General features: G+C 68.7%; 23 protein-coding genes and 1 riboswitch. Of the genes, 5 read left to right on the top strand and 18 right to left on the bottom strand.

Annotated features, from left to right (window positions below; genetic code table 11):
- Positions 1 to 11: 11 nt before the first annotated feature.
- From FFI87_RS14225 to glyQ, 5 genes are read right to left on the bottom strand one after another with little or no spacing between them, the layout of a single operon-like run.
- Entirely contained in the window at positions 12 to 923 is a 912-nt protein-coding gene (locus FFI87_RS14225) for a M48 family metallopeptidase (protein WP_138847179.1), read from the bottom strand.
- A 46-nt stretch (positions 924 to 969) separates the two neighbouring features.
- Entirely contained in the window at positions 970 to 1,734 is a 765-nt protein-coding gene (locus FFI87_RS14220) for a lysophospholipid acyltransferase family protein (RefSeq protein WP_012364668.1), read from the bottom strand.
- A 43-nt stretch (positions 1,735 to 1,777) separates the two neighbouring features.
- Positions 1,778 to 2,341 carry a D-glycero-beta-D-manno-heptose 1,7-bisphosphate 7-phosphatase gene (gmhB, locus tag FFI87_RS14215; RefSeq protein ID WP_012364667.1) on the bottom strand — a complete coding sequence of 188 codons (564 nt, stop codon included), beginning with the start codon at positions 2,339 to 2,341 and terminating at the stop codon, positions 1,778 to 1,780.
- A 10-nt stretch (positions 2,342 to 2,351) separates the two neighbouring features.
- Positions 2,352 to 4,451 carry a glycine--tRNA ligase subunit beta gene (gene glyS, locus FFI87_RS14210; protein ID WP_138847180.1) on the bottom strand — a complete coding sequence of 700 codons (2,100 nt, stop codon included), beginning with the start codon at positions 4,449 to 4,451 and terminating at the stop codon, positions 2,352 to 2,354.
- A 22-nt stretch (positions 4,452 to 4,473) separates the two neighbouring features.
- On the bottom strand, positions 4,474 to 5,478 hold the full coding sequence (gene glyQ / locus FFI87_RS14205; protein ID WP_006477868.1) for a glycine--tRNA ligase subunit alpha: 1,005 nt from the start codon (positions 5,476 to 5,478) through the stop codon (positions 4,474 to 4,476).
- Positions 5,479 to 5,823: 345 nt separating this feature from the next.
- Between glyQ and FFI87_RS14200 the strand changes: the two genes are divergently transcribed.
- Positions 5,824 to 7,461, top strand: a complete 1,638-nt coding sequence (locus FFI87_RS14200; RefSeq protein WP_138847181.1) for a tetratricopeptide repeat protein — start codon at positions 5,824 to 5,826, stop codon at positions 7,459 to 7,461.
- 16 nt (positions 7,462 to 7,477) lie between these two features.
- Here the strand turns inward: FFI87_RS14200 and lnt are convergent, their stop codons facing one another.
- The 8 genes from lnt to FFI87_RS14165 form a co-directional block, all read right to left on the bottom strand.
- Positions 7,478 to 9,166: an apolipoprotein N-acyltransferase gene (gene lnt / locus FFI87_RS14195; protein ID WP_138847182.1), complete on the bottom strand. Its 1,689-nt coding sequence runs from the start codon at positions 9,164 to 9,166 to the stop codon at positions 7,478 to 7,480.
- A 52-nt stretch (positions 9,167 to 9,218) separates the two neighbouring features.
- Complete coding sequence (locus tag FFI87_RS14190) at positions 9,219 to 10,106, bottom strand: HlyC/CorC family transporter (protein ID WP_006755523.1); 888 nt, start codon at positions 10,104 to 10,106, stop codon at positions 9,219 to 9,221.
- A 299-nt stretch (positions 10,107 to 10,405) separates the two neighbouring features.
- Complete coding sequence (locus tag FFI87_RS34480) at positions 10,406 to 10,555, bottom strand: hypothetical protein (protein WP_012364663.1); 150 nt, start codon at positions 10,553 to 10,555, stop codon at positions 10,406 to 10,408.
- A 56-nt stretch (positions 10,556 to 10,611) separates the two neighbouring features.
- Positions 10,612 to 11,244, bottom strand: coding sequence for a gamma-glutamylcyclotransferase (locus FFI87_RS14185; RefSeq protein WP_138847183.1), 633 nt, complete (start codon positions 11,242 to 11,244; stop codon positions 10,612 to 10,614).
- Positions 11,245 to 11,258: 14 nt separating this feature from the next.
- Positions 11,259 to 12,044: an rRNA maturation RNase YbeY gene (gene ybeY, locus FFI87_RS14180; protein WP_012364661.1), complete on the bottom strand. Its 786-nt coding sequence runs from the start codon at positions 12,042 to 12,044 to the stop codon at positions 11,259 to 11,261.
- 152 nt (positions 12,045 to 12,196) lie between these two features.
- Positions 12,197 to 13,243, bottom strand: a complete 1,047-nt coding sequence (locus FFI87_RS14175) for a PhoH family protein (RefSeq protein WP_138847184.1) — start codon at positions 13,241 to 13,243, stop codon at positions 12,197 to 12,199.
- A 33-nt stretch (positions 13,244 to 13,276) separates the two neighbouring features.
- A complete protein-coding gene (miaB, locus tag FFI87_RS14170) occupies positions 13,277 to 14,650 on the bottom strand; it encodes a tRNA (N6-isopentenyl adenosine(37)-C2)-methylthiotransferase MiaB (protein ID WP_138847185.1) in 1,374 nt (457 codons plus the stop codon).
- Positions 14,651 to 14,930: 280 nt separating this feature from the next.
- The gene (locus FFI87_RS14165; RefSeq protein WP_138847186.1) at positions 14,931 to 15,863 is read right to left on the bottom strand and encodes a LysR family transcriptional regulator; all 933 of its coding nucleotides are present in this window, start codon (positions 15,861 to 15,863) and stop codon (positions 14,931 to 14,933) included.
- 147 nt (positions 15,864 to 16,010) lie between these two features.
- Here FFI87_RS14165 and FFI87_RS14160 point away from each other — a divergent pair, with 147 nt between their 5' ends.
- The 3 genes from FFI87_RS14160 to ribB all read left to right on the top strand — a co-directional run bounded on the left by FFI87_RS14160 (position 16,011) and on the right by ribB (position 19,238).
- Positions 16,011 to 17,186 carry an MFS transporter gene (locus FFI87_RS14160; RefSeq protein WP_138847187.1) on the top strand — a complete coding sequence of 392 codons (1,176 nt, stop codon included), beginning with the start codon at positions 16,011 to 16,013 and terminating at the stop codon, positions 17,184 to 17,186.
- A 201-nt stretch (positions 17,187 to 17,387) separates the two neighbouring features.
- Positions 17,388 to 18,071, top strand: a complete 684-nt coding sequence (locus FFI87_RS14155; RefSeq protein WP_012364656.1) for a helix-turn-helix domain-containing protein — start codon at positions 17,388 to 17,390, stop codon at positions 18,069 to 18,071.
- A 189-nt stretch (positions 18,072 to 18,260) separates the two neighbouring features.
- A riboswitch (FMN riboswitch) is annotated at positions 18,261 to 18,409 on the top strand.
- A gap of 118 nt (positions 18,410 to 18,527) precedes the next feature.
- On the top strand, positions 18,528 to 19,238 hold the full coding sequence (gene ribB / locus FFI87_RS14150) for a 3,4-dihydroxy-2-butanone-4-phosphate synthase (RefSeq protein WP_006751298.1): 711 nt from the start codon (positions 18,528 to 18,530) through the stop codon (positions 19,236 to 19,238).
- A gap of 90 nt (positions 19,239 to 19,328) precedes the next feature.
- On the opposite strand, the gene FFI87_RS14145 is transcribed toward ribB, so the two are convergent.
- The 4 genes from FFI87_RS14145 to glpD form a co-directional block, all read right to left on the bottom strand.
- The gene (locus FFI87_RS14145; RefSeq protein WP_138847188.1) at positions 19,329 to 20,015 is read right to left on the bottom strand and encodes an HAD family hydrolase; all 687 of its coding nucleotides are present in this window, start codon (positions 20,013 to 20,015) and stop codon (positions 19,329 to 19,331) included.
- Positions 20,016 to 20,229: 214 nt separating this feature from the next.
- Positions 20,230 to 20,946, bottom strand: a complete 717-nt coding sequence (locus FFI87_RS14140; RefSeq protein WP_006757965.1) for an MIP/aquaporin family protein — start codon at positions 20,944 to 20,946, stop codon at positions 20,230 to 20,232.
- An 84-nt stretch (positions 20,947 to 21,030) separates the two neighbouring features.
- Complete coding sequence (gene glpK, locus FFI87_RS14135; protein WP_006751301.1) at positions 21,031 to 22,533, bottom strand: glycerol kinase GlpK; 1,503 nt, start codon at positions 22,531 to 22,533, stop codon at positions 21,031 to 21,033.
- Positions 22,534 to 22,638: 105 nt separating this feature from the next.
- Complete coding sequence (gene glpD, locus FFI87_RS14130) at positions 22,639 to 24,162, bottom strand: glycerol-3-phosphate dehydrogenase (protein WP_138847189.1); 1,524 nt, start codon at positions 24,160 to 24,162, stop codon at positions 22,639 to 22,641.
- A gap of 162 nt (positions 24,163 to 24,324) precedes the next feature.
- On the opposite strand from glpD, the gene FFI87_RS14125 reads away from it, so the two are divergent.
- Positions 24,325 to 24,693, top strand: coding sequence for a hypothetical protein (locus tag FFI87_RS14125; RefSeq protein ID WP_186381704.1), 369 nt, complete (start codon positions 24,325 to 24,327; stop codon positions 24,691 to 24,693).
- An 89-nt stretch (positions 24,694 to 24,782) separates the two neighbouring features.
- On the opposite strand, the gene FFI87_RS14120 is transcribed toward FFI87_RS14125, so the two are convergent.
- Positions 24,783 to 24,980, bottom strand: coding sequence for a hypothetical protein (locus tag FFI87_RS14120; RefSeq protein WP_006751304.1), 198 nt, complete (start codon positions 24,978 to 24,980; stop codon positions 24,783 to 24,785).
- Positions 24,981 to 25,118 lie beyond the last annotated feature (138 nt).

The raw sequence follows: 25,118 nt of genomic DNA, 5'->3' as shown, positions 1-25,118 counted from the left end.
GACTGAGCGCGCTACAGCGCCGGCAGCAGTTCGGGCGGGTGATGCTTGAGCGTGTGCCGTGCTTCGCGGAATTCCGGGAAGATCGATTCGACGGTCTGCCAGAAGGCCGGGCTGTGGTTCATTTCGCGCAGGTGCGACAGCTCGTGCGCGACGACGTAGTCGACGATCGACATCGGGAAATGGATCAGCCGCCAGTTCAGCCGGATCTTGCCGTCGCTCGAGCAACTGCCCCAGCGCGTCGCGGCCGACGATAGCGCGTACATCGAATACGTGACGCCGAGCCTTTCCGCGTAGATCACCAGCCGTTCGCCGAAGATCCGCTTCGCTTCGCCCTGCAGCCAGCCCTGCACGCGATCCTTGATCTGCTGCATGTCCGCCTGCACGGGCAGCGGCAGCGACAGGCGCAGCGCGTCGGCGTCGAACGCGACGGCGCCCGCGCCGAGCGCGATCGTGATCGTCTTGCCGAGATACGGGAGTTGCGCGCCGTCGCGCCAGTCGATTTGCGGCAGCGCGCGCTGCTCGGTGCGGGTCTTCCACTCCGCGAGCTTCGCGAAGATCCAGCGCTGCTTCTCGGCGATCGCCGCTTCGATGTCGGCGAGCGTGACCCAGCGCGGCGCGGTGATCGACAGGCCGCTGCCGTCGATCGTGAAGCCGATCGTGCGGCGCGCGGAGCGCTTGAGCCGGTATTCGAGCACGCGGCTGTCGAGTGCGAACGTACGGACGCGGGAGCGATCGCGCGCGGGGCCCGGATCGAGCGGCGCGGTGGGCATCGCGGGCGCCGCGGCCGCTTCAGGTGACGTGGGCGGCGCGGCGGGCGCCGACGGTGCCGGCGAGGCCGCGGCCGGCCCGTCGAAGAGCGGCAGGTCCATCTGGCGATGATCGAGGGCCACGACGGCAGGCCGTGGCCGCGGACGCTTTTTCATCAGTTCGCTTCGTTTCGTCGTTCGCAACGGCTGCAATCCGGGTGATTCAGACGCGCGCGGCATCGCGCGTGCCGGCGTTGCCCGGCTGGCGATACGCATCGGGATCGATGCGGCGCATTTCCGCTTCGATCCAGGCTTCGACCTGCGAGTTCAATACGTCGGGCGTCTTGCCGTCGACCGGAATCGGCTTGCCGATCGACACGGTGACGACGCCCGGGAATTTCGTGAACGAATTGCGCGGCCACACACGACCTGCATTGTGCGCGATCGGCACGACCGGCGTATTGGTTTCGATCGCGAAGCGCGCGCCGCCCGTCTTGTACTTGCCCTGCTTGCCGACCGGCGTGCGCGTGCCTTCCGGGAACATGATCATCCACGCGCCTTCCGACAGGCGCTTCTTGCCCTGGCGGATCACCGACGTGAACGCGTTCTTGCCTTCCTTGCGGTCGATGTTGACCATGTGCAGCAGCCCGAGCGCCCAGCCGAAGAACGGCACGTACAGCAGTTCGCGCTTGAACACGTAGCACAGCGGCTTCGGCATCAGCGCCGGAAACGCGAGCGTCTCCCACGCCGACTGGTGCTTCGACAGCAGCACGGCCGGGCCGTCGGGCAGGTTTTCCATCCCTTCGATCCGGTAGCGGATGCCGTTCAGCCAGCGCACGACCCACAGCGTCGACTTGCACCAGCCGGCCGCCATCCAGTAGCGCGCGTCGGGGCGCATGAACGGGAACGCGATGAAGCACGCGGTGGCGTACGGCACCGTGTACAGGATGAAGTAGATCAGCAGCAGCAGGGAGCGGACGAAGCGCATCGGCGTGGGTCTGGTGGTAAGGAGGATGCGCGCGGCGGCCGCATCACTCGTGTTCGTGTGAAAGGAAGTCGAGCGCGAACGCGCGCAGGTCGTCGTGGACCTTCGTGCCTTCCGGCAGATTGCCCGCGGCGAGCGTCTTCTTGCCCTTGCCGGTCAGCACGAGGTGCGGCCGGAAGCCGACCGCGACGGCGGCCTGCAGGTCGCGCAGCGAATCGCCGACGGCCGGCGTGTGACCGGGATCGATCTCGAAGCGCTCGGCGATCATCTGCATCATGCCGGGTTTCGGCTTGCGGCACTCGCAACGATCTTCCGCCACGTGCGGGCAGAAGAACACCGCGTCGATGCGCGCGCCGACCGCGGCCGCCGCGCGATGCATCTTCTGGTGCATCTCGTTGAGCGCGGCCATGTCGAACAGCCCGCGACCGATGCCGGACTGGTTGGTCGCGACGACCACGCGATAGCCTGCGTGGTTGAGCCGTGCGATCGCCTCGAGGCTGCCGGGCAGCGCGATCCATTCGTCGGGCGTCTTGATGAACGCGTCCGAATCGACGTTGATCACGCCGTCCCGGTCGAGGACGACGAGCTTGCGGTTGGGGCTGATCGGCATCGTGCGGCCTTTATGCGGCGAGCTTCGAGATGTCGGCGACACAGTTCATCTGCTGATGCAGCGCGAACAGCAGCGCGAGACGGTTCGCGCGCAGCGCGGGATCCTCGGCGTTGACCATCACGTCGTTGAAGAACGTATCGACCGGTGCGCGCAGCGCGGCGAGCGCCGACAGCGCGCCCGTGTACGCACGTGCCTCGAGCTGCGACTGCACGTGCGGCGTCACGGCCGCGAGCTGTTCGTGCAGCGCCTTTTCGGCGGCCTCGACGAGCAGCGTCGGCTGCACCGTGCCGTTCGCGCCGCCTTCCGACTTCTTCAGGATGTTCGAGATCCGCTTGTTCGCGGCCGCGAGCGCCTCGGCTTCCGCGAGAAGCGTGAATTCGCGCACCGCGTCGAGGCGCGCGACGAGATCGTCGACGCGCGTCGGGTTCAGGCTCAGCACCGCGTCGACTTCGCCGGCCGAGTAGCCGCGTTCGCGCAGCAGGCCGCGCAGGCGGTCCATGAAGAACGCGAAGATCGCGTCGGTCGATTCGGCGACGCCCGGCACACCTTCGAAGCGCGCATGCGCCGTGCGCAGCAGCGCCACGAGATCGAGCGGCAGCTGCTTCTCGAGCAGCAGGCGCAGCACGCCGAGCGCGTGGCGGCGCAGCGCGAACGGATCCTTTTCGCCCGTCGGCGCGAGGCCGATGCCCCAGATGCCGACGATCGTCTCGAGCTTGTCGGCCAGCGCGACGGCGGTCGACACCGGCGTGGTCGGCAGCGCGTCGCCGGAGAAGCGCGGCTGGTAGTGCTCGGCGCACGCGAGCGCGACGTCGTCGGGTTCGCCGTCGTGACGCGCGTAGTACGTGCCCATCGTGCCCTGCAGTTCCGGGAACTCGCCGACCATGTCGGTCAGCAGGTCGGCCTTCGCGAGGCGCGCGGCGCGCCTCGCGTGCGCGGCGTCGGCGCCGATCGCGGGCGCGATCTCGCCGGCCAGCGCCTCGAGGCGCTCGACGCGTGCGAGCGCCGAACCGAGCTTGTTGTGATAGACGACGTTCGCGAGCAGCGGCACGCGGTCGGCGAGCGGCTTCTTCTTGTCCTGCTCGAAGAAGAACTTCGCGTCGGCGAGGCGCGGGCGCACGACGCGCTCGTTGCCTTCGATGATCTCGCCCGGCGTCTTCGTGTCGATGTTCGACACGATCAGGAAGCGCGAGCGCAGCTTGCCGCCGACGTCGGTCAGCGCGAAGTACTTCTGGTTCGTCTGCATCGTGAGGATCAGGCATTCCTGCGGCACCTGCAGGAATTCGTCCTCGAAGCGGCACGGATAGACGACCGGCCATTCGACCAGCGACGTCACTTCGTCGAGCAGCGCTTCGGGCATCACGACCGTGTCGCCGTTCGCGTGCTCGTTCAGCTGCGTGCGGATCGTTTCGCGGCGATCGGCGAAGTGCGCGATCACGCGGCCCTTGTCGCGCAGCGTGTCGGCATACGCGTGCGCATGCTGGATCGCGACGAGGCCGTCGGACAGGAAGCGGTGGCCGAGCGTGGTGTCGCCGGCGTCGATGCCGAACGCGGTCACGGGCACGACGCGATCGTCGTGCAGCACGGTCAGGCGGTGCACCGGGCGCACGAACTTCACGTCGGAGCCGTCCGGGCGCTGGTAGGTCATGAACTTCGGGATCGGCAGTTTCGCGAGCGTTTCGTCGAGCGCTGCCTGCAGGCCGTCGGCGAGCGTCGCGCCGGCTGCCGAATAATTGACGAAGAACGCTTCGGCCTTGCCGTCCTGCGCGCGCTCGAGATCGGCGATCGACAGGTTCGGGTGACCGAGCGCCGCGAGCTTCTTCGCGAGCGGGGCCGTCGGCTTGCCTTCGGCGTCGAGCGCGACCGAGACGGGCAGGACCTTTTCTCGGACCTGTTTTTCAGGCGCGACGGCGCGCACGTTCTGCACGACGACGGCGAGGCGGCGCGGCGTCGCGTAGCGTTCGAACACGAGTTCGCCTTCGACGAGGTCGCGCGCCGCGAGGCGTTGCGCGAGACCTTCGGCGAATGCGTCGCCGAGGCGCGCGAGGGCCTTCGGCGGCAGCTCTTCGGTCAGCAGTTCGACGAGCAGGGGGGCGGGATGGTTATGCGTCATGTGTGGAATCAATCTCGTCTCGTCAGTCCTGATCGATCTTGCGTTCGACCTTGAGCGGCGGCGCCCATGCCGGCTGCGCGGCGTCCTGGGCGTCGGTGGTGAGGCCCGGCACGCCCGGCGGGTTGCCGAGCATCGGGAAGCCGAGCTTCTCGCGTGAGTCGTAGTAAGCCTGCGCGACGAGACGCGACAGCGCGCGGATCCGGCCGATGTAGGCCGCGCGTTCGGTGACCGAGATCGCGCCGCGCGCATCGAGCAGGTTGAACGTGTGGCCGGCCTTCAGCACGAGCTCGTACGCGGGCAGCGCGAGCTGCGCGTCGATCATCTTCTTCGCTTCCGCTTCGTAGCTGTTGAAGAACGTGAACAGCAGGTCGACGTTTGCGTGCTCGAAGTTGTAGGTCGACTGCTCGACTTCGTTCTGGTGGTAGACGTCGCCGTACGACAGGCGGCGCAGCTCGGGGCCGTTCGGGCCTTGCTCTTCCCACTCGGTCCAGACCAGGTCGTACACGTTCTCGACCTTCTGCAGGTACATCGCGAGGCGCTCGAGGCCGTACGTGATTTCGCCGAGCACCGGCTTGCATTCGAGGCCGCCGACTTCCTGGAAATACGTGAACTGCGTGACTTCCATCCCGTTCAGCCACACTTCCCAGCCGAGGCCCCACGCGCCGAGCGTCGGGTTTTCCCAGTCGTCCTCGACGAAGCGCACGTCGTTCTGCTTCAGGTCGAAGCCGAGCGCTTCCAGCGAGCCGAGGTACAGGTCGAGGATGTTTTCCGGCGCCGGCTTGAGCACGACCTGGTACTGGTAGTAATGCTGCAGGCGGTTCGGGTTCTCGCCGTAGCGGCCGTCCTTCGGGCGGCGCGACGGCTGCACGTACGCGGCGCGCCACGGCTCGGGGCCGACCGCGCGCAGGAACGTGTGGACGTGCGACGTGCCCGCGCCGACTTCCATGTCGATGGGCTGGAGCAGGGCGCAACCCTGCTTGTCCCAGTAGGACTGCAGCGTCAGGATGATTTGCTGAAACGTAAGCATGAAGAGCCTTCGTGGCGCTGGCGCTCCGTTGCGAACGGCGCTCCGGGCGGAGCCCGGAGGGTCGGCTCGCGCGGCGGCGCGGCTTGTTAGTGTGCTGAAACGCGTAATTTTACCGGATCGGCGAGCGGATGCGGCCGGAACGCCGACGAAGGGGCCGCCGGCGGTGTTCCGGCGACCCGTGCGAAGCCGGTGCGCGGGGTGCCGGCGCGCGTGTCGCGCTCGCTTGTGCGGCGTCGCGATGCGCGTGTCGCATCGGCGGCCGCAGCGCTTGGCGCGGGCGTTAAGATGCACGTATTGCGGCGCGCGCGACGCGTGCCGCGTGACCGATTGCCCACTCCGGACCGCATGGACGATTCGAACGACTTCCTCATTCCGCTGATCCCGCCGCTGCTCGCCATGCTCGGGCAGGCCGCCGACGCGCACGCGCGCGGCGAGCACGATGCGCACGCGCTGTGGCTTGCCGCCGCCGGCCATCTGCACGCGGTCGACATGGCCGCGCTCGCACAGCTCACGTCGGCGCTCGTCGCGCGACAGCGCACGGCCGACGCGCTCGCGCTGGCCGAACGCGCGGTGCGCGTGCATCCGGGCGCCGATGCCCGTTTCAATCACGGCTATGTGCTGCAGATGCTCGGCCGTCACGCCGAGGCCGTCGCGCCGTATCGCGCCGCCTATGCGCTCGATCCGCGCTGGCCCTCGCTGCGCAACAACCTCGCGATCGCGCTGCGGCTGTCGGGCGGCGACCGCAACGAGGAAATCGCGCTGCTCGACGCGGCCGTGGAGGCCGATCCGCTCGACGTGCAGGCGTGGATCAACCTGGTCGTCGCGCGGCTCGCGGCACAGGATCTCGACGGCGCGCTCGCCTGCGCGGCGCGGCTCGCGCAGATCGCGCCCGACAATGCGCTCGCGCTGAACAACATCGCGATGGCGATGAAGGAAGCGCAGCGCTGGGACGACGCCGAGCGCTACGCGGCGCGTGCATGCCAGCTGGCGCCCGACGACGCGTCGTTCCGTTTCAACCTCGCGATCATCCAGCTCGTGCGCGGCAACTACGCGGCCGGCTGGCGCGGCCACGAGGCGCGCTGGGACGGGGCGGGCGAGTTGCGCGGCCGCCGGCCGGCGCTGCCGGGCCCGCGCTGGCAGGGCGAGCCGCTCGCGGGCAAGACGCTGCTCGTGTGGGGCGAGCAGGGGCTCGGCGACGTGCTGCAGTTCGCGCGCTTCGTCGCGCCGCTCGCCGAGCGCGTGCACCGCGAGGGCGGCCGGCTCGTGTGGAACACGTTTCCGCAGGTGGGCACGCTGATGCAGCGCAGCCTCGGTGCGCATGCGGACGCCTTCAGCGCGGGCGGCAGCGTCGACGAACTGCCCGCCTTCGACTACGAAGTGCCGTTGATCGGGCTGCCGCTGATGCTCGGGATGGAGACGTCGACGCTCGGCGAGTCGGTGCCGTACCTGCAGGCCGACCGCCACGCGCGCGACGCGTGGCGCGCGCGGCTCGCGGGCGATGGCCGGTTGAACGTCGGGCTCGTCTGGACGGGCAGTGCGGGACACCAGCGCAATCCGTTCCGGCGCGTCGGGCTCGATCGCTACGCCGATGCATTTCGCGGTATCGACGGCGTCACGTTCCATTCGCTGCAGCCGGGCGCGGATGCGGATGTCGCCGCGGCGCGCGCGGCCGGTTTCGCGATCAAGGACTACACGGCCGAACTGAAGAGTTTCGACGATACGGCCGCGTTCATCGGCGCGCTGGATCTGGTGATCACCGTGTGCACGTCGGTCGCGCATCTGGCGGGCGCGCTGGGCGCGCGCACCTGGGTGCTGCTCGACGTGAATCCGCACTGGCCGTGGCTGCTCGAACGCACCGACAGCCCGTGGTATCCGACCGCCACGCTGTACCGGCAGCCGACGTTCGGCGCGTGGGCGCCGGTGATGGCGGCGCTGGGGCGGGATCTGCGCGGCCTGGCCGCGCAGGCGAAGCGGCCGGCCTGAGCGGCCGGCCGAGGCGTCACAGGTTGGGGTCGCCGCCGGCCTTCGAGCCGTTGCGGCGGCGCAGGCCCGGCCCGAACGTGAAGCCGAACGCGAGCAGCACCAGCGATACCGCGAGCACGACATTGTTGCCGCTCGTCACGTACGGCGTGAAGCCGCTCGTGCCTTCGATCCGCAGGTCGAGCGAGCCGATCGTGAACGGTTTCAGCTGGCCGAGCACGCGGCCGCGCGCGTCGATCGCGGCCGTCATCCCGGTATTGGTCGCGCGCAGCATCGGCCGGCCCGTCTCGAGCGCGCGCATCCGCGCGATCTGCAGATGCTGGTCGAGCGCGATCGTGTCGCCGAACCACGCGAGGTTCGTCACGTTGACGAGCACGCCGGGCGGCTGCGGATTGTCACGGATCGTCGCGGCGATTTCCTCGCCGAACAAGTCCTCGTAGCAGATGTCGGCCATCACCGGCTGGTTGTGCACGAGGAACGGCTTCTGCACCGGCGCGCCGCGCGCGAAGTCGCCGAGCGGCATCTTCATCAGGTCGACGAACCACCGGAAGCCCCACGGGATGAATTCGCCGAAGGGCACGAGATGGTGCTTGTCGTAGTGATAGATGTCGCGCGAATGCGGCGTCACGCCGTACAGGCTGTTCGTGTAGTCGACGTAACGGCCTTCGGGCGTGACCGATGCGCCGACCGCGCCGAACAGCACGGCCGAGCCCGTCGTGTCGCTGAACGTGCGGATCGCGATGGCGAACGGCTCGGGCAGCTCCTGGATCATCACCGCGATCGCGGTCTCCGGCGTGACGATCAGGTCGGCAGGTTTTTCGACGATCATCTGCTGGTACATCTTGATCGCCGCGTCGATGCCCGCCTGCTCGAACTTGATGTCCTGCTTCACGTTGCCCTGCAGCAGCCGCACGCTGAGCGGCGCGTTCGCGGGCACGGTCCACGTGGCCTGCGACAGCCCGATGCCGGCCGCGACGAGCGCGACGGCGACGCCGGCCGGCGCGGCGATGCGGATGCGTGCGTTGCCGCCGGCGCGTTCAGCTGCGGGCGACCGGCGCGCGGCGACGAGCGCCTGCACGACCAGCGCGGCGAACAGCGCGAGCACCCAGCCGATCCCGTACACGCCGACCACCGGCGCGAAGCCCGCGAACGGGCCGTCGACCTGCGCATAGCCGCTCGCGAGCCACGGAAAGCCGGTCAACACGGTGCCGCGCAGCCATTCGCCGAGCGCCCATGCGCTCGCGAACGCGAACGCGCCGTGCCAGGTCGGCGAGAACGGCCGCGGGTCGGCTTCCCGGCGATGCCATGCATGGCCCGCGCAGAACGACCACAGCCCGGCCGAGAAAGCCGGGTACAGCGACAGGTACAGCGAGAACAGCACCAGCGCGCCGCCTGCGAGCGGCGCGGCCATCTCGCCGTACACGTGCATGCTGATGTAGAGCCACCACACGCCGGTGATGAAGTTGCCGAAGCCGAACGCGCCGCCGGTAAGCGCGGCGCCGCGCCAACTCGACGTGCGCGTCAGCTGCGCGAAAAACCAGACGAATACGACGAGCTGCAGCCAGCCGCCGTGCGGGGTCGGTGCGAAGCCGAGCGTATTGGCCGCGCCGGCGAGCAGCGCGGCCGGATAGTGCCAGCGCGGCAGCGCGCGGCCGGGCGCCGGCGCGAGAAGGCCGCCTGCCGGGCGGGACGGAATCGGATCGTCCATGTGAAGCGAAAGGGGGCGAGCGGTTGAAGGAGACGCGGGCGGCGCGAGACGGTCAGTCTTCGTGCGAGGTTTCGGCGCGGCGGCTCGCGTGCGGGTTGCGGCGCACCAGCAGCACGTGGACCTGGCGCGCATCGCCGCGCTGGATCTCGAACACGAGGTTGCCGAGCTGCAGCTTCTCGCCGCGGTGCGGCACGCGGCCGAAATGATGGGTGATCAGCCCGCCGATCGTGTCGACTTCGTCGTCGGGGAAGTCGGTGCCGAACGATTCGTTGAACTGTTCGATCTCGGTGAGCGCGCGCACGCGGTAGCGGCCGTCCGGCCCCGAGATGATGTTGCCGGCTTCTTCGTCGAAGTCGTATTCGTCCTCGATGTCGCCGACGATCTGTTCGAGCACGTCCTCGATCGTGATCAGGCCCGCGACGCCGCCGTATTCGTCGACGACGATCGCGAGGTGGTTGCGGTTCACGCGGAAGTCGTGCAGCAGCACGTTCAGGCGCTTCGATTCGGGAATGAACACGGCGGGGCGCAGCATCCCGCGCACGTCGAATTCCTCTTCGGCATAGAAGCGCAGCAGGTCTTTCGCGAGCAGCACGCCGATCACGTTGTCGCGGTTCTCCTCGAACACGGGGTAGCGCGAGTGCGCTTTCTCGAGGACGAACGGGATGAAGTCTTCAGGCTTGTCGGCGATGTTGATCGCGTCCATCTGCGCGCGCGGCACCATGATGTCGCGGGCGCACAGGTCGGACACCTGGAACACGCCTTCGATCATCGACAGCGAATCGGCGTCGATCAGGTTGCGTTCGTGGGCGTCCTGGAGGATTTCCAGCAGCTCGGTCCGGGATTCCGGCTCGGGCGAGATGAAGTCGGTCAGGCGCTCGAGCAGCGAGCGCTTTTCTTGCGGTTTGTCGGTGAGCTTACGACTGGGATACGAATCGTTCATGGTGGTGCGCCCGGGTCATGCCGGGGCGCGCGGTCACGGAGTAGGCAAGGATACACCAAGGGCATGGCGCGGCCGTGTCACCCCGGCCGTCCGGCCGGGGACACGCGGCGCGCGCGGGCCCCGCTCGGGAACGGCCGCGCCGGGCGCCGCCGTCCTTCGTATCCATCCTATCCCAGAACGAGGCGCCGGGGCAGCGGCGGCAAAAAAGCGGGGCGCAACGGCGACCGGCCGGCCGGTCGGTGCCGGCGGCATTTCGTCGCGGCCGGGCGGGCCGGGCCGGCCCGCGCAGGCCCGCAAATTCAGAAGCGCATGCCGGCCGAACAGCCGCCGCCCGCCGCGCCGTTGGTCGCGGCGCCGCCGCAGCCCAGGATGCCGCAGCCGGACAGCGCGACACTCGCGGCGACGAGCAGCGCGGCCAGCGCGCCGCGCGATCCGCGTGACGGTTTCATGGGCATGGCGCCTCCTTTCGCACGCAGCGGCGTGGCGCGCGTCCGCCTGTCGAACGTCACCGGCATCGCGCGAGCAGCCCTTCCAGCGCGCGATCGGGGATGCCGCTCGCGCGCAGCGCCTCCACGGTGCGGCTCACGTAGTCGAGCGTCGTGCCGTAGCGGCCGGCCGCGCAGCCGAACACTTCCTTCACGACGGGGTCCGTCAGCTTGCCCGTGTAGGCCGGCGCGTCGCGGCGCATCACGAAGGCCAGCGCGTTCACGCGTTCGCCGGTCTCGAGCGAGCACGGCAGCCACGCGGGCCGGTACGAGCCCATCGGCATCTCGCGTTTCCACAAGGTCTCGAGATGCGGCTGCGCGGTCGGGCCCGCGAGCCGGAATGCGATACCGGAGCACGAGCCGCCGCGATCGAGCGCGAGCACGAGGCCCGGACGTTCCGGCGTGCCGCGGTTCACGCGCGACCACAGGTAGAGCCCGCGATGGTAGCCGTGTACCTTGGCGCGCACGGCGGCGACGGTCGGCAGCCCGGGGTTCCAGATCAGCGAGCCATAGCCGAACAGCCAGAGATCCTGCTGGCCGTCCCAGTCGCGCATCGTGTGCGCGAGCGACGCCGCGAGTTCGTCTTGCGTCAGCAGCCGTCCCTCGCCGATCGACGGCGGGTAGGCGGGTGGCAGCATTGCGGCGTGGCGCATGGCGCGGACGGCTCTTACTGGTACGGATTCGGGAAGCCCAGCTTCGCGAGGATGGCGACTTCGAGCGCTTCCATTTCGGCGGCGTCTTCTTCGCTCGTCTCGTGATCGTAGCCCTGCGCGTGCAGCGCGCCGTGCACCAGCAGGTGCGCGTAGTGGGCCGCGAGCGGCTTGCCCTGTTCCTGCGCTTCCTTCTCGACGACCGGGCAGCACAGCACGAGGTCGCCGATCACGGTGCCGTCGGGCAGCGGATCGTACGCGAAAGTCAGCACGTTGGTCGGGTAGTCCTTGTGGCGGTAGCCGTCGTTCAGCGTGCGGCCTTCTTCCTCGCCGACGAAGCGCACGGTGAGTTGCGCGCTCGAGAACAGCGCCGGCTCGATCCATTCGGCGATCAGCTTGCGCTTGGGGCAAGCCTTGCGGACGTCGCCGGTGATTTCGTCGCCGTACTGCACGGACAGGTCGAACTCGAGCTCGCGCGGCTCGTCCGCCATTTCCGCGATTTCCTCATCGCGCGGCGCGGGTTCGGCGCCGACGTGGAGGGTCACGCTGTCGTAATGCTCGGGCTGCAGCGCGAGCTTCGCGCGCATCGCCGGATCGTTGTGCTGCGCGACGATCGCGACGGCCGTGTCGCCCGAGCTGCCCGACAGGTCGAACATCAGGCTGCGGCCGTCCGGGAAGTCGATTCGCAGCCCTTGTGCGTCGACGGTCCGGGCCTTGCCCTTCGCATCGAACAGCGAAACACGGGGGGAATCGGGCGCGGCGGACTGGTCGCGCCCGGACTTGCGAGAACGGGAAGATTTCATGACGGGGACGGCGATTGGAACGCGTTGAGGATACACCAAACGGCCGATCGCTCCCGAATTCGGACCGGCCGCGTGTGTGCGAAAAAAAGCCCGGCGCGCCGTCGGGCGGGCCGGGCCGTGGGCCGGTGCGGGCCGCGGGCGCCGCCCGTGCGTCACGCGTCCTTGTGCTGCGCGTGGAAGTCGTCGTACGCCTCGACGATGCGCGCGACGAGCGGATGACGCACGACGTCCACGCTCGTGAAGCGCGTGAGCGCGATGCCGCGCACGCCGCCGAGCACTTGCTGCGCCTCCACCAGGCCGCTCTTGTGCCCGCGCGGCAGGTCGACCTGGCTCGTGTCGCCGGTCACGACGGCCTTCGAGCCGAAGCCGATCCGCGTGAGGAACATCTTCATCTGCTCGGGCGTCGTGTTCTGCGCCTCGTCGAGGATGATGAACGCGTGGTTCAGCGTGCGGCCGCGCATGTACGCGAGCGGCGCGATCTCGATCATCTGGCGCTCGAACATCTTCGCCGTCTTGTCGAAGCCGAGCAGGTCGTACAGCGCGTCGTACAGCGGCCGCAGGTACGGGTCGACCTTCTGCGCGAGATCGCCCGGCAGGAAGCCGAGCCGCTCGCCGGCCTCGACGGCGGGGCGCGTCAGCACGATCCGCTTGACCTGGTCGCGCTCGAGCGCGTCCACCGCGCATGCGACCGCGAGGTAGGTCTTGCCGGTGCCGGCCGGCCCGATGCCGAACGTCACGTCGTGCGACAGGATCTGCTTCAGGTACTCGCGCTGCGCGGGCGTGCGCCCGCGCAGGTCGGCGCGCCGCGTGTACAGCTTCGGCCCCGGTTCCTCGTCGGGCGCGGCGTCGTCGAGCTGCACGGCCGGTTCGTCGAACGGATGGTCCGGATCGCCGCGAAAGCGCACGTCGAGCGTGTCCTGGCGGCCGTTGCCGGCGGTGTGACGCACTTCGACCAGCGCGAGCTGGATATCGTCGACCGACAGCGGATCGCGCGAGCGGTTGTAGAAGTTCTCGAGCGCCGCGAGCGCGAGCTTCGCGCCGCGCCCGCGGATCGTGATCCGGTGGCCGCGCCGCGCGAGCGTGACGTCGAGCGCCTGTTCGATCTGCCGCAGGTTCTCGTCGAGCGGGCCGCAGAGGTTGGCGAGGCGCGCGTTGTCGTCGCGCGGCGCGGTGAATTCCAGTGCTTGGACGGTCTTCAAAGTAGCGTCGGGCTCCTGTCGGGCGTCAGTCGGTCAGTGGGTGGCCGCGCTCGCGTCGTCGGTCACGAGCAGCAGCTCGCCGCGCAGCGAATGCGGGTACGCATGGTTGATCTTCACGTCGATCATCTGGCCGATCAGGCGCGGGTGCGACGCGAGCGGCGCCGGGAAATTCACGACCCGGTTGTTCTCGGTGCGGCCCGACAGTTCGTTCGGATCCTTGCGCGACGGGCCCTCGACGAGGATCCGCTCGACCTTCCCCACCATCGACCGGCTGATGCGCGCGACGTTTTCCTCGATGGTCGCCTGCAGATGTTGCAGGCGTTTGAGCTTGACCTCGCGCGGCGTGTCGTCGTGCAGGTTCGCGGCCGGCGTGCCGGGGCGCGGGCTGTAGATGAACGAAAAGCTGGTGTCGTAGCTCATCTCGTGCACGAGCGCCATCATCTTGTCGAAATCCTCCTCGGTCTCGCCGGGGAAGCCGACGATCATGTCGGTTGACAGCGACAGGTCGGGGCGGATCGCGCGCAGCTTGCGGATCACCGACTTGTATTCGAGCACCGTGTAGCCGCGCTTCATCGCCATCAGGATGCGGTCGGAGCCGTGCTGGACCGGCAGGTGCAGGTGGCTCACGAGCTTCGGCACCTTCGCGTAGGTGTCGATCAGGCGCTGCGTGAATTCCTTCGGGTGCGACGTCGTGTAGCGGATGCGCTCGATGCCGGGAATGTCGGCGACGTATTCGATCAGCGTCGCGAAATCGGCGATTTCCGTCGAGCCGGCCGTCAGCGCGCCGCGGTACGCATTCACGTTCTGGCCGAGCAGCGTGACTTCGCGCACGCCCTGGTCGGCGAGGCCGGCCACTTCGGTCAGCACGTCGTCGAGCGGGCGCGACACTTCGTCGCCGCGCGTGTACGGCACGACGCAGTAGCTGCAGTACTTCGAACAGCCTTCCATGATCGACACGAACGCGCTCGGTCCCTCGACGCGCGCGGGCGGCAGGTGGTCGAACTTCTCGATCTCGGGGAACGAGATGTCGACCTGTGCACGGCCGCTCGCGCGGCGCTGGTCGATCATCTGCGGCAGGCGGTGCAGCGTCTGCGGGCCGAATACGAGGTCGACGTACGGTGCGCGCGACACGATCGACGCGCCTTCCTGGCTGGCGACGCAGCCGCCGACGCCGATCAGCAGGCCCGGCTTCGCTTCCTTCAGCTCGCGCACGCGGCCGAGGTCGGAGAACACCTTTTCCTGTGCCTTCTCACGCACCGAGCACGTGTTGAACAGGATGATGTCCGCGTCTTCCGGGGTATCGGTCTTTTCGAGGCCTTCGGCCGCATTGAGCACGTCCACCATCTTGTCCGAGTCGTACTCGTTCATCTGGCAGCCGAAGGTCTTTACGTAAACTTTTTTCGTCATGGGGATTCGCCGTTCGCAGTGGTTGACCTGGGGGCGTCGTCAAGGGTGTATCGGGACGGCTGCAGCGGTGCAGCGGCTCGTGCCGGCGCCGCGTGGCGGACCGGGGCGCGCGGTGCGCGTCGAGCGAGCGTGGCGTGCACTCTGAAAAGCCGTCGGGCAAGCCTTCCATTATAGCTTTACGCGCCGTCCCGGGCGGGCGGCGGGTTGCGGCCGCGCGACGCCATTCGGCGCGCTCCGACCCCGATAGGGCGGCGCGACGCCGCCCGCGTCGGTGTCGGCATCAGCGGCACGCGTTCAGCAGGTCGTCGAGCGCCGCTTCCTCGCGCGCGAAGCGTTCGGCGAGGAAGTCGAGCAGCACGCGCACGCGCGGCGCCATGTAGCGCTTGCTGTGATAGATCGCGTGCAGCGGCGCGTCCTGGTGCCGCCAGTCGGGCAGCAGCACGCGCAGCCGGCCGGCGCGCACGTCGTCGGCGATGTCCCACAGCGATTTCAGCGCGATGCCGTGGCCGCGTAGCGTCCATTCGCGGGTGAGGCCGCCGTCGTTGGTCTCGAACGCGGTCGACACCGGCACCGTGTGAGTCTGTACTTCGTCGCCGCGTGTGAAGCGCCACGTGTTCATCGGCCCCGACGTGATCGTGATCACGTTGCAGGGAAAGCGGGCCAGATCGTGCGGATCCGCCGGCATGCCGTGGCGCGCGACGAACGACGGCGCCGCGCACAGCACGCGCCGGTTCGCGGCGAGCCGGCGCGCGATCAACGCGCCGTCGGGCGGCGCGGCGAAGCGGATCGCCAGGTCGATTTCGTCCTGCCACAGGTTCGACGCCGAATCGGACGCCGTCAGCGAGAACGTGACGCCCGGATGCAGCGTGGTGAATTCGTCGAGCCAGTCGAGCAGCTGGTTGCGGCCGAAATCGGACGTCGACGACAGCCGCACCTTGCCGGCCACCACGTTGCGGCCTTCCTGCAGCAGCGCGTGCGCGTCGTCGAGCGCCTGCAGCGCCTGCCGGCAGCAGTTCAGGTAGAGCCGGCCTTCGTCGGTGAGCCGCAGCTGTCTGGTCGAGCGCTCGAACAGCCGCGTCGCGACCTTGGCCTCGAGCTTCGCGAGGCGCGCGCTCGCGGCGGCCGGCGTGAGGTTCAGCTTGCGCCCTGCCGCGGACAGGCTGCCCAGTTCCGCCGCTTCGACGAACAGCCGGATGTCGCCCAGTCGATCCATTGGATTTTCCAGAATTTTTTGAAAATGGTTCAAATGCCACGCCAATTATCAAAGATAGGCGTATTCGGGACAATGCGCGCACGTCCTGCTTTTTTGTGCGGTGCGGCACCGACCGGGCGCCGCGTCCGCCGCCTTCCGGAGAACGTCATGCCCATCCCGTTACTGGCGCTCGCGATCAGCGCGTTCGCCATCGGCACCACCGAATTCATCATCATGGGGCTCCTGCCCGAAGTCGCGCACGACCTGGCGGTGTCGCTGCCGTCGGCCGGCCTGCTCGTCACCGGCTACGCGCTCGGCGTCGCGGTCGGCGCGCCGCTGCTCGCGGTGCTGACGAGCCGCATGCCGCGCAAGGCCGCATTGCTGCTGCTGATGGCGATCTTCATCATCGGCAACGTGCTGTGCGCGACCGCATCCGGCTACGCGATGCTGATGGTCGCGCGCGTCGTCACGTCGTTCGCGCACGGCTCGTTCTTCGGGATCGGCGCGGTGGTCGCCGCGTCGCTCGTGCCGGCGGACAAGCGCGCGAGCGCGATCGCGCTGATGTTCACGGGCCTCACGCTGTCGAACGTGCTCGGCGTGCCGTTCGGCACGTTCGTCGGCCAGCTGCTCGGCTGGCGCGCGTCGTTCTGGATCGTCGCCGCGCTCGGCGTGCTGTCGCTCGGCGGCGTCGCGCTGCTGGTGCCGAACCGTCATGACGGCGGGCCCGTCGGCCTCGGCCACGAAGTGCGCGTGCTGAAGGAGCCGCAGGTCTGGCTCGCGCTGCTGATGACCGTGCTCGGCTTCGGCGGCGTGTTCGTCGTGTTCACGTACATCGCGCCGATCCTCGAAACCGTCACCGGCTATTCGCCGCGGGCGGTCGCGCTGATCCTCGTGCTGTTCGGCGCCGGGCTGACGGTCGGCAACACGCTCGGCGGCAAGCTTGCCGACCGCGCGCTGATGCCGTCGCTGATCGCGATCCTGGTCGCGCTGATGGCGGTGATGGCCGTGTTCGCGAAGACGAGCCACCTGCCGGTCGCGGCCGCGGCGACGGTGTTCGTGTGGGGGATCGCCGCGTTCGCGACGGTGCCGCCGCTGCAGGCGCGCGTCGTCGAGAAGGCCGCTAGCGCGCCGCATCTGGCGTCGACGCTGAACATCGGCGCCTTCAACGTCGGCAATGCGGGCGGTGCGTGGCTCGGCGGACTGGCGCTGGAGCACGGCTTCGCGCTCGATGCGCTGCCGTGGGTCGCCGTCGCGGTGACGTTCGCGGCGCTCGTCGTCACGTGGTTCGCGATGCGGCTCGATGCGCGCGCGCCGGCGCGCGGCACGGCCCCGGCCGCGCATTGAGCGGCGCTGCGCCGACGCCATGGCGACGGGAAAACGTTCGCGACGAACGCATTCCTCCGCGATGCTGATAACGGTGTGAAGATAACTTCGTTTGCGGGGGCAGGGCCGGGTGATAGCGTCTCGATACGCGCCGTTCGTGGCGCAACCCGATTCCGGCTCACCCCATTTCGCAGGGCCGCACGGCGGCCCGGAGGCCATGCTATGTCTTCATCCCTGGCGCTGGTGCGCGACGTGTCTTCCTTCGAGTCCGGCGACGCCGCCGGCGCGCGGGCGGCCGCGTCGCTCGACGTCCTCGAGCAGGTCGTCGGCGTGAATCTCGCGCGCTTGCGCGCCGAGCGGCAGCTGTCGCTCGATGCGCTTGCGCGTCTGTCCGGCGTATCGCGCGCGATGCTCGCGCAGATCGAATCCGCACGCAGCGTGCCGTCGATCAAGGTGCTCTGCAAGATCGCCGCGGCGCTGAAGGTGTCGGTCGCCGCGTTCCTGCGCCGCCACGCGGTGAACGGCTTCGAGCACCTGGCGGCGGAGCGCGCGGCGCGCGTCGTGAGCTCGAGCGGCCGTTTCTCGGCGCGCGCGCTGTATCCGGAGGGCGAACCGGCCGCGGCCGAATTCCACGAGCTGCGGATCGCGCCGCTGCACACGGAGCCCGGCACGCGCCGCGCGCCCGGCACGACGGTCAACCTGGTCGTGAGCGAGGGCACGCTCGAAGTCAGCGTGCACGATCGCCGCCAGTTGCTCGCGACCGGCGACGCGATCGTGTTCGACGCCGACCAGCCGTACAGCCTGCGCAATCCGGGCGACACCGAGGCGCGCGCGTTCCGCGTGACGGTGAGCCCCGAAGTGCCGCCGCGCTGGCTCGTGCCCGACGCCGCGCACGCGGCGGGCTGAACGCGGGCGGGTTGCCGGTATCGTTGGGGACGGTCGCGCCGGCCTGGTGTCGGCCTGCTATCGGCCGTTCGGACGATGCCGTTAGACGGGGTCGTCAGTAAGGTTTTAGGTGTGGTTCGCTGCGCGGCGCGCGCAGCTGAGGTATGCTTGGCCCGCCGGTTTTCCGGGGCAGCTCCCGGCCGGTAATCAGTGCGTCTTCAGGGCGGGGCGAAATTCCCCACCGGCGGTAGGCTGGCGAAAGCCGGCGAGCCCGCGAGCGCCCGCGCATCCGCGCGGGGTCAGCAGATCTGGTCGAATGCCAGAGCCGACGGTCATAGTCCGGATGAGAGAAGATGTGCAGATAGTCATGTCCGTCAGGGCCGCTTTGCCGTGCGTGCGAAGCGGGTTGTCGTTCTGTCTGTTTGCAATGCCCTGAAACGTTTTTCGCCCAAATCGAAATTGCGAGGAGCGTTTCACATGTCCTTCCTGTCCGTTTCGTCGGCACCCGCCGACGCCTTTGCCGATCTCCCGTTGCTCGATTCCGAACCGGTGCCGCCGCGCATCGCCGCCGCGCTGGACGCGTTGCGCGCGGGCCGCGCGGTCGTGTTGCAGGACGATCACGACCGTGAAAACGAGGCCGACCTGATCGTCGCCGCCGAGCGCATCACCCCCGAGACGATGGCGCTCCTGATCCGCGAGTGCAGCGGCATCGTGTGCCTGTGCCTGACCGACGACAAGGTCCGCGCGCTCGAGCTGCCGCCGATGGTGCAGACCAACGAGAGCCGCAACGGCACCGCGTTCACCGTATCGATCGAGGCACGCGAAGGCGTGCATACCGGGGTGTCCGCCGCCGACCGCGTGACGACGATTCGCGCGGCGATCGCCGACGACGCGAAGCCGTACGACATCGTGCGCCCCGGCCATGTGTTTCCGTTGCGTGCGCAACCGGGCGGCGTGCTGGCGCGTCGCGGTCACACCGAAGGGACGGTCGACCTGTCGATCCTGGCGGGCCTGAAGCCGGCCGGCGTGCTGTGCGAGCTGATGAATCCGGACGGCACGATGACGCGCGGCGACGACGTCGAGCGTTTCGCGCAGCAGCACGGGCTGCCGATGCTGACGATCGCGGAGCTGGTGGAATTCCGCGAGGCGCTGGCGGCCGCGCGCGAGCGCTGCTGCGAACCGGCCTGACAGCCGGTATGGCGTGCGGCTCGATGCGCCCGCGGTACGGCGTGCGTATCGAGCCGCACGCCGGTTCTGTCGTTTCGGCGCGGCCGCTCGTCAGGACTGCACGTCGCCGAATTCGCCGCGCAGGCCGGCCGCGACGAGTGCCGGCAGTTCATCCATCCTGCGCATGATCCGCGTGATGCCCATCGCGCGCAGCGCATCCGCGTAGTTGTCGGGGATGTGGCTCGCGCCGACGAACGCGATCGTCTTCATGCCCGCCGCGCGCGCGGCATTCAGGCCCGACACGCTGTCCTCGACGACGATGCAGCGCGCCGGCGCGACGCCGAGCGTGTGTGCCGCATGCAGGTACACGTCGGGGTAGGGCTTCGGCCGCGCGACCTGCTCGGAACTGAACACGCGATCGCCGAAGATTTCGGTGAGCGACGCGCGCTTCAGCGAACTGCGCACGCGCACGAGCCGGCTGTTCGATACCACCGCGGCCGGCAGGCTGACCTTCAGCAACGCATCGCGCACGCCGGTGATCGGTGCGAGCGATTGCGCAAGACCGGTCTCGATGTTGCGCTCGATGGTCTCGATGAAGCCGTCCGGCATCCGGATGCCGAAATGCGCTTCGAGCCCGGCGAGAAAGCGCGACGTCTGCTGGCCGAACGCGGACTTCGCGGCGTCTTCGAAATCGAGGTGGGGGAAGGTGGCGGACAGCGTTTCGAACAGCACGCGGTCGGCAATGACTTCGCTGTCGACGAGCACGCCGTCGCAGTCGCAGATAAGGTGATCGAGCATGGTGGTGAAAAAGGCGGGTGTCGGCGACGCCGATCATGCCGCCATGATACGTGCTTTCGCGGCCGTGCCGCGCACCGTTCGGCGAGCTGCTTGCGCGGCCGGATCGATCCGGCGACCAGCATTTCCGGAGGGAGACGGGAGGAGGGAAGGGCGGAGAAACCGTAAGCGCGCGGCAGCCGCTGCCGCGCGCTCACACTCGAGTGAAGAAACGTGCTCAGGCCATCGCGTGCAGACGCAGATACAGGCCGGCCGCGGCGGCGCCGCCGAGCAGCGGGCCGATCACCGGCACCCACGCATAGCGCCAGTCGCTGTCGCGCTTGCCGGGGATCGGCAGCAGCGCATGCATCAGGCGCGGCGACAGGTCGCGCGCCGGGCTCATCGCATAGCCGGTCGGGCCGCCGAGCGAGATGCCGATGCCGAGCACGAGCAAGCCGACGGGCAGCGCGTCGAGCGCGCCGAGGCCGACCTGCGGCGACGCGAGGTACAGCACGCCGAGAATCAGCACGAACGTGCAGATCGCTTCGGTCAGCACGTTGTGCGTGACGCTGCGGATCGCGGGCGCCGTGCAGAACACCGCGAGCTTCAGGTCCGCATCGGCTTCCTTCGCGAAGTGCTGGCGATACGCGAGCCACACGAGCAACGCGCCGGCCATCCCGCCGAGCATCTGCGCAACAATGTAGCCGCCGACCTTCGACCATGCGAACTTGCCCGCGAGCGCGAGGCTGATCGTGACGATCGGGTTCAGGTGCGCGCCGCTGAACGAAGCCGTCACGTAGACGGCGACGAACACCGCCATCGCCCAGCCCATCACGATGACGATCAGATCCGCGCCTTTGCCCTTGGTCTTCGCAAGCAGCACGTTTGCGACCGCGCCGTTGCCGAGCAGCACGAGGATCGCCGTGCCGATGAATTCCGCAATATAAGGTGACATGTTGTCTCTCGTAGATGACGGCGGACTCACGCGCCGCGCGGTCCGCCGGTGTTGTTGTATTTCGTTTGTACAGGTGTGCTGCGGTTACTGCGTGTCGTCGGCCCATGCCTTGGCGGCGCGCACCGCGCGCTGCCAGCCCGCCATGCGCTGCTCGACCTGCTCCTTCGGCATCGACGGCGAGAAGCGGCGATCGAGCTGCCACTGGCTGCGCACTTCGTCGAGGTTCTTCCAGTAGCCGATCGCGAGGCCGGCGAGGTAGGCCGCGCCGAGCGCGGTCGTCTCGGTGATCTGCGGACGCACCGCGTCGACGCCGAGCAGGTCGGCCTGGAACTGCATCAGCAGGTCGTTCGCGCTCGCGCCGCCGTCGACGCGCAGCTCGCCGATGCTGATGCCCGAATCGGCCTCCATCGCGGCCAGCACGTCGAGCGACTGGTACGCGATCGCGTCGAGCGCCGCGCGCGCGAGGTGCGCGGACGTCGTGCCGCGCGTCACGCCGAACACCGAGCCGCGCGCCCGCGCGTTCCAGTGCGGCGCGCCGAGGCCGGCGAACGCCGGCACGAGATAGACGCCGTCGGTATGCGGCACGCTCGCGGCGAGCGCTTCGATTTCGGCGGCGGTCTTGATGATGCCGACGCCGTCGCGCAGCCACTGCACGACCGCGCCCGCGATGAAGATGCTGCCTTCGAGCGCGTACTGCACGTCGTCGCCGATCTGCCAGGCGATCGTCGTGACGAGGTTGTTCTTCGACTCGATCGGCTTGTCGCCGGTGTTCATCATCAGGAAGCAGCCGGTGCCGTAGGTGTTCTTCACCATGCCCGACGTCGTGCACATCTGGCCGAACAACGCCGCGTGCTGGTCGCCGGCGATGCCCGCGAGCGGGATCTTCGACGCGAACACGGTGGTTTTCGTGTGGCCGTAGATTTCCGACGACGCCTTCACGTCCGGCAGCATGCTGCGCGGGATGTCGAGCAGTTCGAGCAGCTCGCTGTCCCACTCGCGCGTGTGGATGTTGAACAGCATCGTGCGCGACGCGTTCGTCACGTCGGTCACGTGCAGCTCGTGCTTCGTGAAGTTCCACACGAGCCAGCTGTCGACGGTGCCGAACGCGAGCTTGCCCTGGCGCGCCTTGTCGCGCGCGCCCGGCACGTTGTCGAGGATCCAGCGGATCTTCGTCGCGGAGAAGTACGAGTCGATCGGCAGGCCGGTTTTCGCGCGCACCTTCGCTTCGAGGCCCTGCTTCTTCAGCGAATCGCAGAAGTCGGCGGTGCGGCGGTCCTGCCAGACGATCGCGTTGTAGACGGGCTGGCCCGTCTCGCGATCCCAGACGATCGTCGTCTCGCGCTGGTTGGTGATGCCGATCGCGGCGATCGACGTGCCGTTCAGGCCGGTGCGGGTGACGGCTTCCGCCGCGACGCCCGCCTGCGTCGACCAGATTTCCTGAGGGTCGTGCTCGACCCAGCCGGGTTGCGGGTAGATCTGTTCGAATTCCTTCTGGGCGATCGATACGATATTGCCCTGGCGATCGAACAGCATTGCGCGGGAACTCGTGGTGCCCTGGTCAAGCGCGAGGATGTACTGGTCCTGCATGTCTCTCATCTCCATCCGTGGATCGGCGTAGTTGTGATGCGCGCCGCATGTCGGGCGGCGCGTCGGTGAATCAACATCGGTAAGACAACTGCAACTGCAAACGGATCATGCGTGCGGCGCGTGCGCGGCGGCGAACCACGCGTCGACCGCGGCCGTCACCGCGTCGAGCGTGCCCGGCGCGACGTGCAGGCCGAGCTTCGAGCGACGCCACAGCACGTCCTGCGCGCAGGTCGCCCATTCGACGTCGCGCAGGTAGCGCAGTTCGGCGTCGTACAGGCCCGGCGCGATTTCGGTGCCGAGATCGGCGAGCGAGCGCGCACCGTCGACCACGCGTTCGGCACGCGTGCCGTACGCACGCGCATAGCGGCGCGCGAGCGCGGCGGGCAGCCACGGATGGCGCTTCGCGAACGCGTCGGCGAACACGTCGAACTTCGCGTTCGCGATGTCGCCGCCCGGCAGCGGCGCGCCGGCGGTCCAGGTCTTCGCATCGCGGCCGAGCGCGCGGCACAGCAGGTCGCCGGCTTCTTCCGCGAGCTTGCGGAAGGTCGTGATCTTGCCGCCGAACACCGACAGCAGCGGCGCGCCGGCGCCGTCGTCCAGCTCGAGGCGGTAGTCGCGCGTGACGGCCGATGCGTTCGCGGCATTCTCGTCCTCGAGCAGCGGGCGCACGCCCGAATAGGTCCAGTGCACGTCGGCCGGCGAGATCTTGCGCTTGAAGTAGCGGTTGATCGAATCGCACAGATACTGCGTCTCGTCGCGATCGATCGCGACCTTCGCGGGATCGTTCGTGTATTCGACGTCGGTCGTGCCGATCAGCGTGAAGTCGTGCTCGTACGGAATCGCGAAGATGATCCGCTTGTCCGGGTTCTGGAAGATGTACGCGTGATCGTGATCGAACAGGCGCCGCGTGATGATGTGGCTGCCCTTCACGAGCCGCACGCTGTGCTGCGCGCCGCGGCCGAGCGCGCCGTGCAGCACGTCGCCGACCCACGGGCCGGCCGCGTTCGCGACCGCGCGCGCGCGCACGACGCGGATCGAGCCGTCCGCGTGCTGCAGCCGCGCTTCCCATTCGTCGCCGTGACGCTCCGCCGACACAAGCTTCGTGCGCGTGAGGATCTCGGCGCCGCGCTCCTTCGCATCGAGCGCGTTCAGCACGACGAGGCGCGCATCGTCGACCCAGCCGTCCGAATACACGAAGCCGCGCTTGATCGAGTCGATCAGCGGCGCGCCGGCCGCATGGCGGCGCATGTCGATGCCGCGCGAGCCGGGGAGCAGTTCGCGTTTCGCGAGGTGATCGTAGAGGAACAGGCCGATGCGGATCAGCCAGGCCGGCCGCAGGTTCGGCATGTGCGGCATCACGAAGCGCAGCGGCCACATGATGTGCGGCGCCGCGCGCAGCAGCGTCTCGCGCTCCTGCAGCGCTTTGCGCACGAGGCCGAATTCGTTGTATTCGAGGTAGCGCAGGCCGCCGTGAATCAGCTTCGTGCTGCACGACGACGTGTGCGACGCGAGGTCGTCCTGCTCGCAGAGCAGGACCGACAGGCCGCGGCCGGCCGCATCGCGCGCGATGCCTGCGCCGTTGATGCCGCCGCCGACGACGAGCAGATCGTAGCGATTCGGTTGGGTCACCTGCTGTCCTTATCGTCTGATGGAAATGGGCGAACATGAAATGTTCGAATTCGAAATTTAACGAACGAAATCGAAAAAGTAAAGTTCGAAAAAGCGGGGCCAGTAGCGCGCGCGGCGATCCCGGACGATACTGGCGGAATCGACCGTTTCGCGAGGTGAATCATGCGTATTGGGATGTGGGCCGGCGCCTGCGCCGTCGTTCTGGCTGGGTGCAGCGCCGGCACGCCGCCGCTTGCCGGCAACTGGCGTGCGCCGTCATTCGTCGACCTGCAGACGTCGTGCGGCGGCACCGCGCACGATTGGGGCGCGGACGCGCAGCCGGTCTACTCGACGCTGTACGACGCGTACGTGGCGAAACGGTATCGCGGGCTCACGCAAGCGAACTATTGCGCGTTCGTAAACGAACTTTCGGCGCGCTATGCGGCACCCGATGCGGCGGGGCGGGCCGGATGGGTCGCGTATTTCAACGGCGCACGCGCGCAGGCCGTCAGCTGGCGGGCCGCGGTCGATCCGACGCTGCGCGGCGGCTGACGCGGGAAAGCTGGCGGAGGCGGGAAAGGCGGAAAAGCGGCGCGGCCGGGGAATCCGGCCGGCGCGCTCAGGTCAGGACCAGCGGTAGTTCAGGAGTATCGGTATTTGATGGATCGCAACGCGGCGTCACCGGTCTCGGTCACGCAGTATTTGCGTCCCGAGCCGAGCCCTTCCAGGCGGACGAGCTGCTGTTCGAGCAGTGCGTCGATTTCGTCCCGATCCATGTTGGTTTGATCGGGCGCGTCCTTCACAAGCAATAGCGTGGCGAATTCATGCGGACTCAGCATCGTTCTCTCCATGGCGACCAGTATGCCCGCGCGGCCGGCGCGAACGCCGCAGCGCGATACCCCACACGGGGGTATGGCTTGGGGGGAAAGCTGTATTGGCCGGCCTGGGAGTTCGCACACGCCTTGGCACGGGCGGAT

Origin of the sequence: Burkholderia sp. KBS0801 (assembly GCF_005937855.2) — a bacterium.
GTDB classification, from domain to species: Bacteria; Pseudomonadota; Gammaproteobacteria; order Burkholderiales; family Burkholderiaceae; genus Burkholderia; species Burkholderia ambifaria.
The sequence above is the reverse complement of the archived record's forward strand: the minus strand, read 5'-3'. Positions and strand labels throughout refer to the sequence as shown.

Excerpts from the sequence above, each read along its gene's own strand:
- FFI87_RS14120 (WP_006751304.1), bottom strand. The coding sequence starts at position 24,980 with ATGCTGAGTCCGCATGAATTCGCCACGCTATTGCTTGTGAAGGACGCG.
- lnt (WP_138847182.1), bottom strand. The coding sequence starts at position 9,166 with ATGGACGATCCGATTCCGTCCCGCCCGGCAGGCGGCCTTCTCGCGCCG.
- FFI87_RS14225 (WP_138847179.1), bottom strand. The coding sequence starts at position 923 with ATGAAAAAGCGTCCGCGGCCACGGCCTGCCGTCGTGGCCCTCGATCAT.
- glyS (WP_138847180.1), bottom strand. The coding sequence starts at position 4,451 with ATGACGCATAACCATCCCGCCCCCCTGCTCGTCGAACTGCTGACCGAA.
- FFI87_RS14165 (WP_138847186.1), bottom strand. The coding sequence starts at position 15,863 with ATGGATCGACTGGGCGACATCCGGCTGTTCGTCGAAGCGGCGGAACTG.
- ribB (WP_006751298.1), top strand. The coding sequence starts at position 18,528 with ATGTCCTTCCTGTCCGTTTCGTCGGCACCCGCCGACGCCTTTGCCGAT.
- glyQ (WP_006477868.1), bottom strand. The coding sequence starts at position 5,478 with ATGCTTACGTTTCAGCAAATCATCCTGACGCTGCAGTCCTACTGGGAC.
- FFI87_RS34480 (WP_012364663.1), bottom strand. The coding sequence starts at position 10,555 with ATGAAACCGTCACGCGGATCGCGCGGCGCGCTGGCCGCGCTGCTCGTC.
- gmhB (WP_012364667.1), bottom strand. The coding sequence starts at position 2,341 with ATGCCGATCAGCCCCAACCGCAAGCTCGTCGTCCTCGACCGGGACGGC.
- FFI87_RS14220 (WP_012364668.1), bottom strand. The coding sequence starts at position 1,734 with ATGCGCTTCGTCCGCTCCCTGCTGCTGCTGATCTACTTCATCCTGTAC.
- ybeY (WP_012364661.1), bottom strand. The coding sequence starts at position 12,044 with ATGAAATCTTCCCGTTCTCGCAAGTCCGGGCGCGACCAGTCCGCCGCG.
- FFI87_RS14185 (WP_138847183.1), bottom strand. The coding sequence starts at position 11,244 with ATGCGCCACGCCGCAATGCTGCCACCCGCCTACCCGCCGTCGATCGGC.
- FFI87_RS14155 (WP_012364656.1), top strand. The coding sequence starts at position 17,388 with ATGTCTTCATCCCTGGCGCTGGTGCGCGACGTGTCTTCCTTCGAGTCC.
- FFI87_RS14190 (WP_006755523.1), bottom strand. The coding sequence starts at position 10,106 with ATGAACGATTCGTATCCCAGTCGTAAGCTCACCGACAAACCGCAAGAA.
- miaB (WP_138847185.1), bottom strand. The coding sequence starts at position 14,650 with ATGACGAAAAAAGTTTACGTAAAGACCTTCGGCTGCCAGATGAACGAG.
- FFI87_RS14145 (WP_138847188.1), bottom strand. The coding sequence starts at position 20,015 with ATGCTCGATCACCTTATCTGCGACTGCGACGGCGTGCTCGTCGACAGC.
- FFI87_RS14160 (WP_138847187.1), top strand. The coding sequence starts at position 16,011 with ATGCCCATCCCGTTACTGGCGCTCGCGATCAGCGCGTTCGCCATCGGC.
- glpK (WP_006751301.1), bottom strand. The coding sequence starts at position 22,533 with ATGCAGGACCAGTACATCCTCGCGCTTGACCAGGGCACCACGAGTTCC.
- FFI87_RS14125 (WP_186381704.1), top strand. The coding sequence starts at position 24,325 with ATGCGTATTGGGATGTGGGCCGGCGCCTGCGCCGTCGTTCTGGCTGGG.
- FFI87_RS14140 (WP_006757965.1), bottom strand. The coding sequence starts at position 20,946 with ATGTCACCTTATATTGCGGAATTCATCGGCACGGCGATCCTCGTGCTG.
- FFI87_RS14200 (WP_138847181.1), top strand. The coding sequence starts at position 5,824 with ATGGACGATTCGAACGACTTCCTCATTCCGCTGATCCCGCCGCTGCTC.